Origin of the sequence: Streptomyces sp. NPDC001744, assembly GCF_042892575.1 — a bacterium.
Lineage (GTDB): Bacteria > Actinomycetota > Actinomycetes > Streptomycetales > Streptomycetaceae > Streptomyces.
The window spans coordinates 64377-80513 of record NZ_JBIAUG010000022.1 but is presented as its reverse complement, the minus strand read 5'-3'; the positions used below and the strand labels follow the sequence as shown (position 1 = coordinate 80513).

At 74.7% G+C, this 16137-nt stretch carries 14 protein-coding genes; 11 read left to right on the top strand and 3 right to left on the bottom strand.

Features of this window, described 5'->3' with window-relative positions; all coding sequences use genetic code 11:
- Positions 1 to 119 precede the first annotated feature (119 nt).
- On the top strand, positions 120 to 1946 hold the full coding sequence (locus ACFYZY_RS24290; RefSeq protein ID WP_388697751.1) for a DUF6350 family protein: 1827 nt from the start codon (positions 120 to 122) through the stop codon (positions 1944 to 1946).
- A gap of 9 nt (positions 1947 to 1955) precedes the next feature.
- Here the strand turns inward: ACFYZY_RS24290 and ACFYZY_RS24285 are convergent, their stop codons facing one another.
- Positions 1956 to 2684 (bottom strand): hypothetical protein, encoded by a 729-nt coding sequence (locus tag ACFYZY_RS24285; RefSeq protein ID WP_388697748.1) that lies wholly within the window; start codon positions 2682 to 2684, stop codon positions 1956 to 1958.
- A gap of 288 nt (positions 2685 to 2972) precedes the next feature.
- Between ACFYZY_RS24285 and purN the strand changes: the two genes are divergently transcribed.
- From purN to ACFYZY_RS24270, 3 genes are all read left to right on the top strand, one after another.
- Positions 2973 to 3602 carry a phosphoribosylglycinamide formyltransferase gene (gene purN / locus ACFYZY_RS24280; protein ID WP_388697745.1) on the top strand — a complete coding sequence of 210 codons (630 nt, stop codon included), beginning with the start codon at positions 2973 to 2975 and terminating at the stop codon, positions 3600 to 3602.
- On the top strand, positions 3577 to 5142 hold the full coding sequence (purH, locus tag ACFYZY_RS24275) for a bifunctional phosphoribosylaminoimidazolecarboxamide formyltransferase/IMP cyclohydrolase (protein ID WP_388697742.1): 1566 nt from the start codon (positions 3577 to 3579) through the stop codon (positions 5140 to 5142). Before purN ends, purH begins: the two co-directional genes overlap by 26 nt.
- A gap of 155 nt (positions 5143 to 5297) precedes the next feature.
- Positions 5298 to 6752, top strand: coding sequence for a DUF2079 domain-containing protein (locus ACFYZY_RS24270; protein ID WP_388697819.1), 1455 nt, complete (start codon positions 5298 to 5300; stop codon positions 6750 to 6752).
- A gap of 214 nt (positions 6753 to 6966) precedes the next feature.
- Here ACFYZY_RS24270 and ACFYZY_RS24265 read toward each other — a convergent pair whose 3' ends face one another.
- On the bottom strand, positions 6967 to 7686 hold the full coding sequence (locus ACFYZY_RS24265; RefSeq protein WP_388697740.1) for an RDD family protein: 720 nt from the start codon (positions 7684 to 7686) through the stop codon (positions 6967 to 6969).
- Positions 7687 to 7934: 248 nt separating this feature from the next.
- Here ACFYZY_RS24265 and ACFYZY_RS24260 point away from each other — a divergent pair, with 248 nt between their 5' ends.
- The 7 genes from ACFYZY_RS24260 to ACFYZY_RS24230 all read left to right on the top strand — a co-directional run bounded on the left by ACFYZY_RS24260 (position 7935) and on the right by ACFYZY_RS24230 (position 15515).
- On the top strand, positions 7935 to 8795 hold the full coding sequence (locus ACFYZY_RS24260) for a bifunctional methylenetetrahydrofolate dehydrogenase/methenyltetrahydrofolate cyclohydrolase (RefSeq protein WP_388697738.1): 861 nt from the start codon (positions 7935 to 7937) through the stop codon (positions 8793 to 8795).
- A 1-nt stretch (position 8796) separates the two neighbouring features.
- Positions 8797 to 9249, top strand: coding sequence for a DUF3017 domain-containing protein (locus tag ACFYZY_RS24255; RefSeq protein ID WP_388697735.1), 453 nt, complete (start codon positions 8797 to 8799; stop codon positions 9247 to 9249).
- Between the two features lie 431 nt (positions 9250 to 9680).
- Positions 9681 to 10937, top strand: coding sequence for a DUF2690 domain-containing protein (locus ACFYZY_RS24250; protein ID WP_388697733.1), 1257 nt, complete (start codon positions 9681 to 9683; stop codon positions 10935 to 10937).
- Between the two features lie 277 nt (positions 10938 to 11214).
- The gene (locus ACFYZY_RS24245; protein WP_388697730.1) at positions 11215 to 12204 is read left to right on the top strand and encodes a malate dehydrogenase; all 990 of its coding nucleotides are present in this window, start codon (positions 11215 to 11217) and stop codon (positions 12202 to 12204) included.
- Positions 12205 to 12378: 174 nt separating this feature from the next.
- On the top strand, positions 12379 to 14139 hold the full coding sequence (locus tag ACFYZY_RS24240; RefSeq protein WP_388697728.1) for a hypothetical protein: 1761 nt from the start codon (positions 12379 to 12381) through the stop codon (positions 14137 to 14139).
- Positions 14132 to 14512, top strand: a complete 381-nt coding sequence (locus tag ACFYZY_RS24235) for a hypothetical protein (RefSeq protein WP_388697726.1) — start codon at positions 14132 to 14134, stop codon at positions 14510 to 14512. Before ACFYZY_RS24240 ends, ACFYZY_RS24235 begins: the two co-directional genes overlap by 8 nt.
- Before the next feature lies 1 nt (position 14513).
- Positions 14514 to 15515: a hypothetical protein gene (locus ACFYZY_RS24230; protein WP_388697724.1), complete on the top strand. Its 1002-nt coding sequence runs from the start codon at positions 14514 to 14516 to the stop codon at positions 15513 to 15515.
- A gap of 79 nt (positions 15516 to 15594) precedes the next feature.
- Here the strand turns inward: ACFYZY_RS24230 and ACFYZY_RS24225 are convergent, their stop codons facing one another.
- The gene (locus ACFYZY_RS24225) at positions 15595 to 16110 is read right to left on the bottom strand and encodes a carboxymuconolactone decarboxylase family protein (RefSeq protein WP_388697721.1); all 516 of its coding nucleotides are present in this window, start codon (positions 16108 to 16110) and stop codon (positions 15595 to 15597) included.
- Positions 16111 to 16137: the final 27 nt, after the last annotated feature.

Genomic DNA, 16137 nt, shown 5'->3' with positions numbered 1-16137 from the left:
GGCGCTTACCTCCCGCAGAGCTTTTCTGGGCGGAAAAGAACATAAACGTATATTGAGCGACACCACGGTTGTTTGCCTGTTACGCGGAGAAAGCGCGTGTCGTTGGCAGCATGTCCCCCGTGACCCATGCGACCGATCACCCCCTGGTCCAGGGCGGCCGCTCCGCCGCGCTCGCCACCGCCTGCGTCCGGGGCGGGGTCGCCGCCGGACTCGGTCTCGGCGTCCTCGCGGTCCTGGTGGTCGCGGCCTGGATCAGCTCCCCGTTCCCCGACGGCGGTCCCGGCGGGGCCCTCCACGTGGCCGCCGGGCTCTGGCTGCTCGCCCACGGGGTGGAGCTGGTCCGTACGGACACCCTGTCCGGCGTGCCCGCGCCCCTGGGCGTCGCCCCCCTGCTCCTGACCGTCCTGCCCGTCTGGTTCGTCCACCGGGCCGCCCGCGACACCCTCGACACGACCCGCGACCGGGACCGGCCGCGTCCCTCGCCGAGCGGCGCGGTCGCCTCGGTGGCCGGGGGATACCTGCTGGTCGCGGCCGTGGTGGTGGTCTACAGCGAGAGCGGCCCGCTGCCCGCCGAGCTGATCACGGCCGGACTCCGGCTGCCCGCCGTGGCGGTCGGCGCGGCCGGGGCGGGGGCCTGGACGGCGCTCGGCCGCCCGCTGCCCGGGGTGCGGCAGGCGGTCGCCCTGCGCGCGGCGGGACTCGGCCTCCTGACGCTGTTCTGCGGCGGCGCGGCGGCCGCGGCGGTCTCGCTGGTCTGGCACGCGGGCCGGGCGCAGGCGTCGTTCCTGGGCCTCGCGGGGGAGTGGTCGGGGCGGGCGGCGCTCGCGCTGCTCGTCCTGGCGCTGCTGCCGAACGCGGCCGTGTGGGGTGCCGCGTACGGCCTCGGCCCCGGATTCGCCGTCGGTACGGCCGCGCTCGCGACCCCGCTGGGCCTGACCGGGGACCCGGCCGTACCGCCCTTCCCGCTCCTGGCCGCGCTGCCCGCCGAGGGCCGGGGCGTGTGGTTCCACTGGGCGGTCGCGGCGGCCCCGGCCGCCGCCGCCGTGGTGCTGGGCCACCGGGTGGGCCGGGCGGCGCGGGCCTGGACGGTCCGGGACGCGGTGCTGACGGTTCTGGGCGCGGCCGCGCTGTACGGGACGGCCGTGGCCGTTCTCGCGACCGCGGCGGGCGGTCCGCTCGGCTCCGGCCGGCTGTCCGCGTTCGGCCCGGTGTGGTGGCGGGCGGGAGCGGCGGCGGTGGTGTGGGCGCTCTGCGCGGGCACGCCGACGGCCCTCGGGGTACGGGCCTGGGTCCGCCGGACGCCCCGCGCGGAACGCGGGGCGGCCCGCGCGTCCTCGCCCGTGCCCGTCCCCGCCCCGGACGCCCCGGAGACGGGGCGGCAGCCCTCCGGGGCGTGGAGCCCGCTCCGTACCCGGAACCGGGCGGAGGCACGGAGCCGGGCGGGAACGTGGTTCCGGGCCCGTTCCGGGCGCCGGGGCCCGGACCCGGAGCCCGGCCGGGAGCCCGACCGGGACACCGGCCGGTGGACCGGGACGGACTCCGGGTCCCGCCCCGCCGCCCCCGGTCTCCGAGCCGTCTCCGGGCTCCGGTCCTTCCTCGGGTTCGGGTCGCTCCCCCGGGCGAGGACCGGGGCCGCGCCCGGAGCCGGCCCCCGGGTCCCCGGCGCCGGCCCGGGGCCCGAAGACGAGGCGTACGACGATCTGTACGGCGATCCCTTCGACGGGCCCGGCTACGAGCCGTACGACTACCTCCCGGCCGCCTGGGAGCCCTCCCGGGAACCGGGACCGGGCCCGAAGGCGACCCCGGAGCCGGCTCCGGACCGGGCTGCGGACCCGCGCCCGGAACCGGACGCGACCCCGACCCCGACCTCGAAGCCGAAGCCGGACACGGCCCCGGCCCCGAAGCCGACCCCGGACATCACCCCCGGTCCGGGCCCCACCGCCTAGCCGAAGGACCTACTCCCGGACCCCGAGGCCCGCCCGCAGCGGCTTCGGCAGGAGGTCGTTGCAGGCCAGCCGGCCCGCGTGGGTGAGGGCGTCGTCGCGGCACTCGTAGAAGTCGCGGTAGACGAGCTGGAAGGTGAAGCCGGCCGCGACGACGCCCAGGGCCACGACCGACGCGACCAGTCCGCTGATCGCGGCCGTCCGCATCGTCCGCAGCGGAACGGCCGCACCGGGAGCGTCCCGCTCCGGTCCCGTCCGCCGCCCCGGGTCCGCCGGCCGGGACGCCTCCTGTGACGCCGGCGCCTCCCCGTCCCGCTTCGGCCCGGTGCGCAGGGAGCTGATCCCCCAGTAGAGACCGAGGGCACCGAGGAGCAGGGCCGGTTCCGGGAACCCGAAGAGGGCGAAGAAGAAGCCCCACATGCCGGCGAGGATCGCGTACCGCGCCCGCCGCTGCGCCGGGTCCGTCGGGTCCCAGCGGAGCCCCGGGCCGCGCTTCGGCCCGCCCTGGCCCGGACCGCCCTCGGGGTCGCCCCGGCGTTCCGGGCCGCGGCCGAAGCCGTCCTGGGAGGGACCCGGCTGACGCGGGCTCCACCGGCCGTCGGACGGGCCCGGCGAGTCCGGGTCCCCGGACGCGTCGTCGTCCGGGCCCTCCGGTCGCCGCGGCTGCCACGGCTGGTCCGGCCTGCCCTCGGGCGGCGGCGCGAACGGGTTGTTGTCGTCCGTGGACTGGCGTTCCGGCATCTGCTGAACGTCTTCCCTCTGTCGTCTCGACCACGACCGCACCCGTGGTCTCCGCTGCTGTCTCGTACGCCGCGCGTCCGTCGCCCCGGCGTCGTCTCCGGCCGGTACGCCCCACCGTGCGCTCCGGCGTCGGACCCTGACGCTACCGCCCGGCTCCGCCCCCGTCCCGTGGGGGCCGTCCCGTGTGCCGGTATCGTTGCTGCCGGTCGAGCCATTCGTAGGGTTCCCCGTACCGAGCGATGCGATTCGTTCGTACGACCGCACAAACACCACGGAAAGAGTGACCCAGTGGCTGCCGCCCGCCTCGTCGTCCTGGTCTCCGGGTCCGGTACCAACCTGCAGGCCCTGCTCGACGCCATCGCCGCCGACCCCGAGGGGTACGGGGCGGAGGTCGTCGCCGTCGGTGCCGACCGCGACGGGACCGTCGGCCTGGAGCGCGCCGGGCGCGCCGGGCTGCCGACCTTCGTGTGCCGGGTGAAGGACCACGCGAGCCGCGAGGAGTGGGACCGCGCCCTGACGGAGGCGACCGCCGCGTACGAGCCGGACCTCGTCGTCTCGGCGGGCTTCATGAAGATCGTCGGCAAGGAGTTCCTCGCCCGCTTCGGCGGCCGGGTCGTCAACACCCACCCGGCCCTGCTCCCCAGTTTTCCCGGTGCCCACGGGGTGCGTGACGCCCTCGCCTACGGCGCGAAGGTCACCGGGTGCACCGTCCACTTCGTCGACGACGGCGTCGACACCGGCCCGATCATCGCCCAGGGCGTGGTCGAGGTGCGGGAGACGGACGATGAAGCCGCTCTGCACGAGCGCATCAAGGAAGTCGAGCGCTCGCTGCTCGTCGACGTCGTGGGGCGTCTCGCCCGGCACGGCTACCGCATTGAGGGACGAAAGGTTCATGTCGGTGAACACGGACACCGTTAAGCCCATCCGCCGCGCGCTGGTCAGCGTCTACGACAAGACGGGACTCGAAGACCTGGCCCGCGGCCTGCACGAGGCCGGTGTCGAGCTCGTCTCCACCGGCTCCACGGCCGGGAGGATCGCCGCGGCGGGCGTTCCCGTCACCAGGGTCGAGGAGCTGACCGGCTTCCCCGAGTGCCTGGACGGGCGCGTCAAGACCCTCCACCCGCGCGTGCACGCCGGCATCCTCGCCGACCTGCGCCTGGAGTCGCACCGCGAGCAGCTCGCCGAGCTGGGCGTGGAGCCCTTCGACCTGGTCGTGGTGAACCTCTACCCGTTCCGCGAGACGGTCGCCTCCGGCGCCACCCCGGACGAGTGCGTCGAGCAGATCGACATCGGCGGCCCCTCCATGGTCCGCGCCGCCGCGAAGAACCACCCGTCCGTGGCGATCGTGACCAGCCCCGAGCGGTACGCCGACGTGCTCGCCGCCGTCCGGTCCGGCGGCTTCGACCTGACCGCCCGCAAGCGGCTCGCGGGCGAGGCGTTCCGGCACACCGCCGCGTACGACGTGGCCGTGGCCTCCTGGTTCGCCGATGGCTATGCCGCCGCCGACGACAGCGGCTTCCCGGGCTTCCTGGGCGCCACGTACGAGCGGAAGAACGTCCTGCGGTACGGCGAGAACCCGCACCAGGGCGCCGCGCTCTACGTCGACGGGACGGGCGGCCTCGCCGAGGCCGAGCAGTTCCACGGCAAGGAGATGTCGTACAACAACTACACGGACACCGACGCCGCGCGCCGGGCCGCGTACGACCACGACGAGCCCTGCGTCGCGATCATCAAGCACGCCAACCCGTGCGGCATCGCGATCGGCGCCGACGTCGCCGAGGCCCACCGCAAGGCGCACGCCTGCGACCCGCTGTCGGCGTTCGGCGGCGTCATCGCCGTCAACCGCCCGGTGACGGTCGAGCTGGCCGAGCAGGTCGCGGAGATCTTCACCGAGGTCATCGTCGCCCCGGCGTACGAGGACGGCGCCGTCGAGATCCTCGCCCGGAAGAAGAACATCCGCGTGCTGCGCGCCGAGGGCGCCCCGGCCAACCCGGTCGAGGTCAGGCCGGTCGACGGCGGTGCCCTCCTCCAGGTCGCCGACCGCCTCCAGGCCGACGGCGACGACCCGGCGCACTGGACCCTCGCGACCGGCGACGCCCTCTCCGCCGAGGAGCTGGCCGAGCTGGCCTTCGCCTGGAGGGCGTGCCGCGCGGTCAAGTCCAACGCGATCCTGCTCGCCAAGGACGGCGCCTCGGTCGGCGTCGGCATGGGCCAGGTCAACCGCGTCGACTCCGCGAAGCTGGCCGTCGAGCGGGCGGGCGAGGAGCGGGCACGCGGCTCCTACGCCGCCTCCGACGCCTTCTTCCCCTTCCCCGACGGCCTGGAGATCCTCACGGCGGCCGGCGTGAAGGCGGTCGTGCAGCCCGGCGGCTCGGTCCGCGACGAGCTGGTCGTCGAGGCCGCGAAGAAGGCGGGCGTGACGATGTACTTCACGGGGACGCGTCACTTCTTCCACTGAGCCGCCGGCAGGCGATCGGGCGTGAACGGACGGCCCGCCGGTTCCCCGGAACCGGCGGGCCGTCCGCGTCGGTGCCCCGGCGGGCGCATCCGCCGATCGGGTGGTCTCTGTTCTAATGGGTTGCTCTTTTGTCGACCACTGGTGGTGGGGGCGTGGTGTTGGACGTACAGAACAGGTCCGCCGGGGAGGCCGTCACCGGCGCTCCCGGGGCCGCGGCCACCGAGCCCCCGGAGCGGCCCGCCTCCGTCCCGCTCCGTCCGTACCTGATCCTCGCGGCCGTCCTGTGTGCCCTCTTCTTCCTGTACTCCTGGGTGCAGTACGCGCAGTTCCGCACCCCCTCCTGGGACCTCGGGATCTTCGGACAGTCCGTCCGGGCGTACGCCGAGTTCCGGGCCCCGGTCGTCGACATCAAGGGTCCGGGCTTCCCCATACTCGGGGACCACTTCAGCCCGGTCACCGCCCTGCTGGCGCCGCTGTACTGGATCTGGCCCTCGCCGGTCGCCCTGCTCTTCGCGCAGGCCGCGCTCTTCGCCGCCTCCGCCGTGGTCGTCGGCCGCACCACGCAGGAGGTCCTCGGCAGCCGCGCCGCGGGCATCGCCCTCACGGTCGCGTACGGGCTCTCCTGGGGACTCCAGGAGGCGGTGCGGTCCGACTTCCACGAGATCGCCTTCGCCGTCCCGCTGCTCGCCCTGGTCTGCCGGGCCCTGCTCCTCGGCCGCTGGACGGCGGCCGCCGCCTGGTCCGCCCCGCTCGTCCTGGTCAAGGAGGACATGGGGCTCACCGTCGCCATGGTCGGCGCGGTCCTCTTCCTCAAGGGGAGCAGGCGGCTCGGCGCCGCCCTGGCCGGCTTCGGCACCGCCGCCTTCGCCCTCACCGTCCTCGTCCTGATCCCGGCGGCCAGCAGCCTCGGCCGGTACGACTACTGGTCCAAGATCGAGAAGACCGGGGAGGGGGCCGACACCTCCTTCGGGCAGCTCGTCGCCGGCGCCCTCGCCTCGGGCGAGCGCTGGGAGATGGTCCTCCACCTCCTGGCGATCACCGGCTTCCTGGCCCTGCGCTCCCCGCTGGTCCTGCTCGTCCTGCCGACCCTGGGCTGGCGCTTCCTCTCCCAGGACCCCAACCACTGGGGCATGCACTGGCACTACAGCGCCATCCTCATGCCGATCGTCCTCGCGGCGCTCGTGGACGGCGTCCGCGCGGTGCGCACCTCGCCGCGCGCCTGGCTCGCCTCGTACGGGAGGGTCGCCGTCCCGGTGGCGACCACGGTCGCGCTGGTCCTCGCCGTGAACCTCCCGCTGCGCGACCTGCTGAAGCCGGAGACGTACCGGACGGACGTCCGGGCCGGGCAGGCGCGGGCGGCGGTGGACGCGGTCCCGGAGGGGGTGAGCGTGGAGGCGGACGTCTCGCTCCTCGCCCACCTCACGGCGGACCGCCGGGTCTACTGGACGGGCTCCTCGCAGGAGGTCGATCCGGACTACCTCGCCTACGACCTGCGGGGCTGGTCGCAGCAGATCTCGGACCCGGCCGAGCTGGCCGCGCAGCTCCACCCGGGCGCGCGGTACGAGATCACGCACCGTTCGGAAGGTTTCGCGGTCCTGCGGCGGAGGTGATCCCGGGGCCGGGGGAAATCCCGGTCCGGAGGGAAGCCCGGTCCGGAGAGAAACCCGGTCCGGAGGGAAGCCCGGTGGTTCCGGGAGGAATTCCGGGGCCCGGGGAAAACCTCCCGGACCCCGGGGAGATCCCGGAGGTACCGGGGGAACGGCCGAGGGCCGCCCGGCGGTGTGCCGGACGGCCCTCGGAGCGGCGGGGAACCCGCCGGGGGCGCTACTTCTTGACGACGAGCGTGCCGGCGGCACGGTCGTGCCAGCCCTGCAGCTTGCCCGAGTTGTCGAAGAACGGCGACAGGTAGACCAGGAGCTGGCCGATGCCGCAGAGGACCGCGCCGACCATCGGGATGATCCAGCGGATGAAGCCGCCGCCGACACCCGGCTTGCCGCCCGTGGCCTCCTTGACGACCCGCAGCCCCAGCGCCATCTTGCCGAGGGTGGCGCCGACGAAGGCGATCATCAGCCACTCGTAGAGCATGGTGGCGATGAAGATCAGGAAGAGGAAGCCGAAGAAGGCGGCGAATATGCCACCCGCGGCGGCGGCCTGGTCGTTGATGCAGGTCTGGTAGGCCGGGGTCATCGGGTCGAGCTTCGCGCAGTCCTCGATGGACTTGGCCGCGCCCATCACGCCGGCCAGGCCGACCAGCGACAGGATCCACGAGATGACGCCGATGGCCACGCCGTCGATCAGGCGCGCGGCGAACCGCAGACCCATCGAGGCGACCTGCACGGTGCCGAGACCGTGCAGGTTGATGTAACCGTTGTTGGCCTGGAGCGTGCCCGGAGCCTGCGGGTACGCGCCCGGCTGCTGGGGGTACCCGTAACCCTGCTGCGGGACGCCCTGGGGCGCCTGCTGGGGGTAGCCGTAGCCGGGCTGCTGACCCTGACCCTGGTCCTGGGGCTGTCCGTAGGGGTTGTTCGGGTCGCCGAAACTCATCGCGCGATTCCTCCGTGATTTTTCTGTGCGGGGACGACGCGGCCCGCGCGGAGGACCTTCACGACTATCGAGCGGATTTCCCCCCGGCACTTTCCGCGGTAGTACGCCGGTCATCGTCGTCGCAACCTCGACTTTTTGTCCAGTCGTCACGAGACGGAGTTGTACGAGTGCAACCTTTCGCCCGTACCGCCCGCCGTCCGGCGACCGCGAATTGGAACATGACGGGTGGCATCCGGGAAGATGGCCCCATGAGCGCCCAGATTCTCGATGGCAAGGCCACCGCGGCCGCGATCAAGTCCGACCTGACCGTCCGTGTGGCGGCCCTCAAGGAGAAGGGCGTCACGCCCGGACTCGGCACCCTCCTGGTCGGTGACGACCCGGCGAGCCAGAAGTACGTGGCCGGAAAGCACCGTGACTGCGCGCAGGTGGGACTCGCCTCCATCCAGCGCACCCTGCCCGCCACCGCCACCCAGGAGGAGATCGAGGCGGTCGTCCGGGAACTCAACGAGGACCCGGAGTGCACGGGTTACATCGTCCAGCTCCCGCTGCCCAGGGGCATCGACGAGAACCGCGTCCTGGAGCTGATGGACCCGGTCAAGGACGCGGACGGCCTGCACCCCACCAACCTCGGCCGCCTCGTGCTCAACGAGCCCGCCCCGCTGCCCTGCACGCCCAACGGCATCATCACCCTGCTGCGCCGCCACGGCGTGAAGATCGACGGCGCCGAGGTCGTGGTCGTCGGGCGCGGCGTCACCATCGGGCGTCCGATGCCGCTGCTGCTCACCCGCCGGTCCGAGAACGCGACCGTGACCCAGTGCCACACCGGCACCCGGGACCTCTCGGCGCACCTGCGCAACGCCGACATCGTCATCGCGGCGGCGGGCGTGCCGCACCTGATCAGGCCGGAGGACGTGAAGCCGGGCGCGGCCGTCCTCGACGTCGGCGTCTCGCGCAACGCCGAGGGCAAGATCCTCGGTGACGTGCACCCCGGCGTCGCCGACGTGGCCGCCTGGATCTCCCCCAACCCGGGCGGCGTCGGACCGATGACCCGGGCCCAGCTCCTCGTCAACGTCGTCGAGGCCGCCGAGCGCGCGGCCGCGGCGCTCTGACATGGGCTCCGGGAACCCGGAGCCGACCGGCGACCGGCCCGGGACGAGGCGCGGCGTACGGCGGCCCCCGCCCACCGTCGTCACCGCCGGCACCGCGCGCCCCGAGGGCGGCGGCCGGGCCGCCGCCGGCGACGCGCCCGCGCCCGCGCGCCAGTGGCCGCTGCTCGTGGTCCTCTGCCTCGCCGGGGCGGGGCTCCTCGTGGTGGGCACGGACGCGTTCCCGCAGTCCTTCCGGGTGGGGGCGATCCTGGTCGGGGCCGCGCTCCTGGCGGGCGCCGTGATGCGGCGCGTGGTGCCCTCCGTGGGCATGCTGGCGGTCCGGTCCCGCTTCACGGACATGATCACGTACGGGGTGATGGGCGGCCTCATCGTGCTGCTCGCGCTCATGGTGCAGCCGGGTCCCTGGCTGCGGATCCCGTTCCTGGAGGACGTCCTCCACCTGACGGTGACGTAGGGCGTGTGTCGAAAGTGCCGTCTGCCCGGCGGCGCCCGGCACGCACGCTCACCGCGTTGTCGGGATCGCCCCGATACACCCGGTATCGGGGCGACCCTCCGCCGTGCGATCGCACGCACCGGACACCGCCGGGCCCGCCCTCCGGGCGGACGACGCCCCTTTCGACACACGCCCCGGGTCCCGCCCTCCGGTTCGCGAGGTGTGCGGCGCCCGCCCTCTCCCCCGTGGGAGGGCGGGCGCCGACGCGATCAAGGGTCATGTACGTGCCAACACCGGGACAAGGCCCGTCGGCGCGCTGTGGCACGGAAGTGACCATTCCGCTACGTCGGCCGCGCATCCGGGGCGCGCGCCGTCCCGGAAGCTGCCATCCTTCGACGTGGCGGGCGGAGCAGGGGACGAGGAACGGCGAACAGAGGGCGAGGGGACGGCACATGCCTGGCTGGAAGGCGCTTCCGGACGGACTCGACCCGGAGACGCGCGCGCTCACCGAGCGGATGCGTCGCCTGATCGACCGCAGCGGCCTCGGCGTCATGGCCGTCGCCGAACGCACCGGACGCGAACGCTCCCAGTGGGACGCCTACTTGAGCGCCCGCCGGCCCGTGCCGCGAACGGCCGTGGCCGCCCTCGCGGAGGTCACCGGCGCCGACGCGGGGGAGCTCGCGGCCCAGTGGGAGCGCGCCGAACGGGCGAGGGGCCGTTCCGCTTCCGCCCCGGGCCCGGACGGTGGGGTACCGGACGGCGGAGGGCGGCTGGGCGAAGGCCCGGACGTCGGACACCCGGCCCCCGGGGGGCGGCTGGGCGAAGGCCCGGACGTCGGACACCCGGCCCCCGGAGGGAAGTCCGGTGAAAATCCGGCCGGCGAATCCCCGGGCGCCGCAAGGCGGTTCGACGGGCCCCCGGGCGCCGTGAGGCCCGTCGCCGGAGCCCCCGTCGTCGGAGAACCGTGGGGCGCGGCGGGTTCCGGTGGTCACGACGACCGCACCCTGCGGATCCGGCACCTCGGCGGCCCGGTTCCGCAGGAGCCATCGGGCCCCGCACCCGGGCGCGTACCCCCGCCCCCCTCCGGGCCCGTCGCGTCGCCCCCGACCGGAGCCGCGTCCCCGCCCCCGCCCCCGCCCGGCGAAGCCGCACCCCCGTCCGCCCCCGCACCCCGCCGCCGGGCCGCGACCGTGCTCCTCCGCGCGGCCGGGGGCCTCGGCGCCCTGCTCGTCGTCGCCGCCGCCCTCCTCCTCGTGGACCTGGGCGGCGGCGGGACCGACGGCGCGGACGGACGCGCGGCCGCCCCGTCCACCACCCCGCCCCCGAGCCCCACGCGCCGTACGGACCTCCCGGCGGGGGTGGAGTGCTCCGGTGCCGACTGCGCGGGCCGGGACCCCGAGGCGATGGGCTGCGGCGGCCCCCTCGCCACCACCGTCGCCCGCGCCCGCGTCGGCACCGCCCGGGTCGAGGTCCGCCACAGCGCCGTCTGCGCGGCCTCCTGGGCCCGGATCACCGGCGCCGCCCCCGGCGACAGCGTCACCGTCGAGGTCGGGGGCGCCGTCCGGAGCGCCATCGTCCCGGAGGCCGCCGACGGGGCGACGGCGCGGACCGACGCGTACACCCCGATGCTCCCCGACGCCCCCGGTGCGGCCGTGCGGGCCTGCGGTGCCCTCGCGGACGGCAGCGAGGGCTGCGCGAAGGGCCGTTGAGGAACCCGCCCGCGCCCCGGCCGCCTTCCGCGCCCCGCCGGCCGGCCCGCCGGCGGAGCGCCGCCCACTTCACCGCGCCCCGCCGGCCGGCCCCGGGCGAACCGCGCGCGGACGGGTGGCAGTGAGCCGGACCACAAGGAGGTGGGGGTTCAGGGGGGCCGGGGTCGGATAGCCTGACCGCTGGATATCTCTTCACATCGAGACACCGATCGATCAAGAGGGGTATCCCGCACCAGGGGCAGGGACCCCCACCGCCAGCTGTCTTACGGAGATCGCCATGACCCGCACTCCCGTGAATGTCACCGTGACCGGCGCGGCCGGCCAGATCGGCTACGCGCTGCTCTTCCGCATCGCCTCCGGCCACCTGCTCGGCGCGGACGTGCCGGTCAAGCTGCGCCTCCTCGAGATCCCGCAGGGCGTCAAGGCCGCCGAGGGCACCGCCATGGAGCTCGACGACTGCGCCTTCCCGCTGCTCAAGGGCATCGACATCTTCGACGACCCGAACCAGGGCTTCGAGGGCGCCAACGTCGCGCTGCTCGTCGGCGCCCGCCCCCGCACCAAGGGCATGGAGCGCGGCGACCTGCTCTCCGCCAACGGCGGCATCTTCAAGCCGCAGGGCAAGGCCATCAACGACCACGCGGCGGACGACATCAAGGTCCTCGTCGTCGGCAACCCGGCCAACACCAACGCCCTGATCGCCCAGGCCGCCGCCCCGGACGTGCCGGCCGAGCGCTTCACCGCGATGACCCGCCTGGACCACAACCGCGCGCTCAGCCAGCTCGCGCAGAAGACCGGCGCGTCGGTCGAGGACATCAAGCGCCTCACCATCTGGGGCAACCACTCCGCGACCCAGTACCCGGACATCTTCCACGCGGAGATCGCCGGCAAGAACGCCGCCGAGGTCGTCAACGACGAGGCGTGGCTGGCCGACACCTTCATCCCGACCGTCGCCAAGCGCGGCGCCGCGATCATCGAGGCCCGTGGCGCGTCCTCCGCCGCCTCCGCCGCGAACGCCGCCATCGACCACGTCCACACCTGGGTCAACGGCACCGCCGAGGGCGACTGGGTCTCCATGGGCATCCCGTCGGACGGCTCCTACGGCGTCCCCGAGGGCCTCATCTCGTCCTTCCCCGTCACCTGCAAGGACGGCGCGTACGAGATCGTCCAGGGCCTGGAGATCAACGACTTCTCCCGCGCCCGCATCGACGCCTCCGTGCAGGAGCTCGCCGAGGAGCGCGACGCGGTCCGCGAGCTCGGCCTCATCTGAGCCCGGCGCCTCCCGGCTCCGCGATTCCGGCGCCCCCGGCCCGTACGACCGACCGTACGGGCCGGGGGCGCCGTTTTCCCTTCGGCGGAAGGCTCCGGCCTCCCCTATGCTGTGCCCCCGGCGCCGGCCGAACCGGCCAGTGAACAGGGACAGTTGCGTACCATCGGGGGAGTTTTGGCACAGTCGTCCGTACCCCATCAGCCCGGCCGGCCGCCGGACGTCCCGCCGTCCGGCGACCCCCCGGCCGCCGATCCGCGCCGCGCGCCGGCCGCCAGCGAGGCGACCCGGCTGCTCTGCGCCGGCACGTACCTCGACGAGGGCTTCCGCGACGCGGTCATCGAGGAGCTGTACGTCCACGAGGAGCGGTTCGCCGCCCCCTCCCTCGGCTACGACGCCGCCCGCGTCCTCGCCCACGCGCTGCGCGCCCGCCGCGTCGAACTCGGCTGGGCCGCCTGCGTCCTGGCCCTCTGGATCGTCGCGCTCCCGCTCACCAAGGGGCTGGTCCTCCTCCTCGTCGTCCCCTTCCTGGTGCTCGGCCTCGCCCGCCGGGTCCGCGGCCGGACCGCCGCCGCCCCCGTCCACCGCGTCGTCGCCGCCTTCCTCCTGCGCTGGTACGGGCGGCTCATGCTCCTCCAGTCGGCGCTGCTGCTCCTCCTCCTGGCCCTGGCCACCGAGGAGGCCCGCTGGGAACTCCTCGGCGACCTCTCCGAGGCGGGCGAGATCCTGAACCTCGCCGCCGTCCTGGTGGCGGGCGGACTGCCGGGCATCGGCGCGGCGGAGGTGTGGATCACGCTCGCCGTGCCGTTCCTCGTGGCCTGGGCGGTGGCCGGGCGGCGCGGCCAGTTCGCCCGCGCGCTCACCCAGGAACTCTCCCGGGAACGCTTCCCCGACCTGCGCGCCGACCCGGCCGAACGGGCCGAGGGGGCCCGCTTCCGCCGGCTGCGCGACCGCATCCGGATCGAGCAGCACGCGCGGCTCGTCCTGTACGGGGCCGACGACCCGTTCTGCGGCGCCGGCGAGCCGTACGAGCCCTGGTCGCTCTCCATCGAGCTGCGCCCGCGCCGGGACCTGGACGGCGGGGCGCCCGAACCGCTCGACAACAGCGCCGTCATGCGGCACGTCGTCCCGCTCGTGGAGGCGCTGCGCGTCCCCTCCCCGCACGGCTCGCCGCGGCTCCGGGACGCCGTACGGGACCGGTTGCGCGAACTGGAGATCGACGAGGTCGTCTTCCTGCCCGTCGACGGCCTCCCGGCCCGCACCGCGGCCCCGTACACCCCGGAGGGGTTCGAGGCGCACCGGTCGGGCTCCATCGAGGAGGGCGGCGAGACCCGCCGCCACTTCCTCCGCGTCCGGGTCGGCGGCTGGGGCGAGGAGATCGTCACGACCGTCTTCGTCCGCGTCCACACGCAGGGCGGCATGCTGATGCTGGAGGTCGCCCCGCACGTCCTGCGGCCCGTGAAGCCGCTCTACCGGCACGCCGACCGGATCGCCCACCGCTACCGGCACAACCACCGCTTCGGCAAGGCCGTCTGGGCCCTCGGCCGGACCCCGCGCTCCGCCGGGGACGCCGTGGTCACGCTCTGGCGCGGACTCGTCCACCTCTGGCAGGTGCTCACCGGCGGCCACACCCGCGCGCTGCCCGAGGGGCCGGTGGCCTCGGTCCGCGAACTCGGCTCCGACGACGACGCCTCGCTGTTCCAGGAGATGGACATCAGCCGCTACCTGAAGAGCGTGCAGGACCGGGTCGCGAACGGCGTGACCGCCGCCCTCCGCGAAGCGGGGTACGAGACCGCCGAGTTCGAGCAGAAGATCGTCCACGTCGCCGAGGGCGGCACGTTCATCGAGAACTCCAGGGGCAACGTCACCCTGGGCCACCACAACACCGTCACCAGCAGGACCTTCACCACCGCGACGACCGGAGGCGACCGTGGCTGACCACGACAACTCCCCCCGACCCGGGGGCATCCACGTCACCAACACCGATGGCAACGTCACCATCGGCGACCACAACACCGTCATCAGCACCGTGGCCGGCGGCCGGCCGGCCCGCGACCCCGGCCAGGAGGAGCTGCTCCGCGCCGTCCGCAGGCTCCGCGCCGACCTGGGGGGCGTCGTCCCCTCCGAGGGGACGGCCGCCCTGGACGCCGAACTCTCCGATGTCCAGGACGAGATCGAGGGCACCGGCCGTGCGGACACCGGCCGCCTGACCCGGCTGCGCCGCGCCCTCGCGGACGCCGGGGCCGTCACCGGCGTGCTCGCCTCGGGCGTGGCCGTGACGCAGGCCGTCGCCGCCCTGCTCGGAGGATGAGATGAGCGGCCACGGGGGCGGCGGGGCGGACGGGCTCCGCTGGAACGACGAGACGCAGCGCTGGGAGACGGGGAACGGCCCCGGCGCACCCGTGACCGGGAACGGCCCCGGCGCACCGGCGACCGGGAACGGGGCCGGGAGCGGTGGCGGGTCCGGCCCGGTCGTCCCGCCGCAGCCGCCGCCACCGGAGTACCCGCCCGCGTACGGGCCGGAGTACGGGCCGGAGGGCGGACCGGCGTACGCGCCCGCGTACGGGCCGGAGTACACCCCGGTCCACGGGCCGGGCGCGGACGGCCGGCCGTACGCCCCGGTCCTCCCGCCCCCGCCCTCCCGTCCCCGTCCGCGGGCCGCGCTCGCCGCCGGGGTGGCCGTGGCCGTCCTGGCGGCGGGTTCCGCCGGTACCTGGCTGGTCTGGGGGAGGGACGACGGGAAGCCCCCGGCGGCGGGTCCGCCCGTCTCCGCCACCGCGGCGACGGAGGAGCCTCCGCCCGGTTCGACCGGGGACACGCCGTCGCCCTCCGTCTCCGCCACGTCCACCCCTTCGGACGACGTCCCCCCGCCCGGCTACCGCGCCGTGAAGGACCTCAAGAGCTTCACGATCGCGATCCCCGAGGGCTGGAACCGCACCGAGTCCGACCAGGGCGTCTTCTACAACGCGCCGGACGGCCGGAGCCTGCTCCAGGTCTTCGTCGTCACCGAGCGGGGCCTGACGCCGTACGAGGCCCTGCGCGCGGTCTCCGAGAACAGCAGGACCGCCAAGCCCGGCTACGAGGAGATCGGCCTCGAACGGGTCACCGGCGATCCGGACGCCCCGGCCGACGCCGCCGAGCTGGTGTACGCGTACTCCCGCGAGGGAGGGCGCCGCAAGGTGGTGGACCGGGCGTTCACGGCGGAGGACGGCAACCACTACGCGATCCTGGCCGCCGGCCCGGAGGCGGACTGGCCGAAACAGCGCGAAGTGCTCCGCGTGGCCCTGGACTTCTTCCGGCCGGGCCCGTACTGATCCGGGCCGGGCCCGTACGGCTCCGGCCGGGCCCGGGCCCGTCGGCCCCCTCGCGGGAGCCGGCGGGCCCCCGGGGGCCCTACGCGGAGCGCGGGGCGTAGTGGCCGGGCGCCATCCGTGTGGTGACGCCGATCCGGTTCCAGGCGTTGATGGTGACGACGGCGGCGATGACCCGGGCCAGCTCGGTCTCGTCGAAGTGGGCGGCGGCCCGCGCGTACACCTCGTCGGGGACGAAGCCGTCGGTGAGGACGGTGACGGCCTCGGTCAGGGCGAGCGCCGCCAGCTCCCGGTCGGTGTAGAAGTGCCGCGACTCCTCCCAGGCGGAGAGCTGCACGATCCTCTCCACGCTCTCGCCCTCCGCCAGCGCGTCCTTGCTGTGCATGTCCACGCAGAACGCGCAGTGGTTGATCTGCGAGGCCCGGATCTTGATCAGGTGGTACAGGACGGGGTCGATGTCCTTCGCGGCCGCCGCCTCCAGGCGGGTCATCGCCCGGTAGAAGTCGGGGACCCGCTCGGCGAGGAGGAGCCGGGGCGCGTGCTCGTGGGCGGTTCCGGCCCGCCCGGCCGGCGCGGCAGACTGTCTCGTGGTCGTCATGGTTTCACGGTAGGAGCCGGGTGGCGC

What these genes read in the sequence shown, in the direction of transcription:
- ACFYZY_RS24285 (WP_388697748.1), bottom strand. Translation starts at nt 2,684, where the DNA reads ATGCCGGAACGCCAGTCCACGGACGACAACAACCCGTTCGCGCCGCCG.
- purH (WP_388697742.1), top strand. Translation starts at nt 3,577, where the DNA reads ATGTCGGTGAACACGGACACCGTTAAGCCCATCCGCCGCGCGCTGGTC.
- ACFYZY_RS24265 (WP_388697740.1), bottom strand. Translation starts at nt 7,686, where the DNA reads ATGAGTTTCGGCGACCCGAACAACCCCTACGGACAGCCCCAGGACCAG.
- ACFYZY_RS24260 (WP_388697738.1), top strand. Translation starts at nt 7,935, where the DNA reads ATGAGCGCCCAGATTCTCGATGGCAAGGCCACCGCGGCCGCGATCAAG.
- ACFYZY_RS24255 (WP_388697735.1), top strand. Translation starts at nt 8,797, where the DNA reads ATGGGCTCCGGGAACCCGGAGCCGACCGGCGACCGGCCCGGGACGAGG.
- ACFYZY_RS24250 (WP_388697733.1), top strand. Translation starts at nt 9,681, where the DNA reads ATGCCTGGCTGGAAGGCGCTTCCGGACGGACTCGACCCGGAGACGCGC.
- ACFYZY_RS24245 (WP_388697730.1), top strand. Translation starts at nt 11,215, where the DNA reads ATGACCCGCACTCCCGTGAATGTCACCGTGACCGGCGCGGCCGGCCAG.
- ACFYZY_RS24230 (WP_388697724.1), top strand. Translation starts at nt 14,514, where the DNA reads ATGAGCGGCCACGGGGGCGGCGGGGCGGACGGGCTCCGCTGGAACGAC.
- ACFYZY_RS24225 (WP_388697721.1), bottom strand. Translation starts at nt 16,110, where the DNA reads ATGACGACCACGAGACAGTCTGCCGCGCCGGCCGGGCGGGCCGGAACC.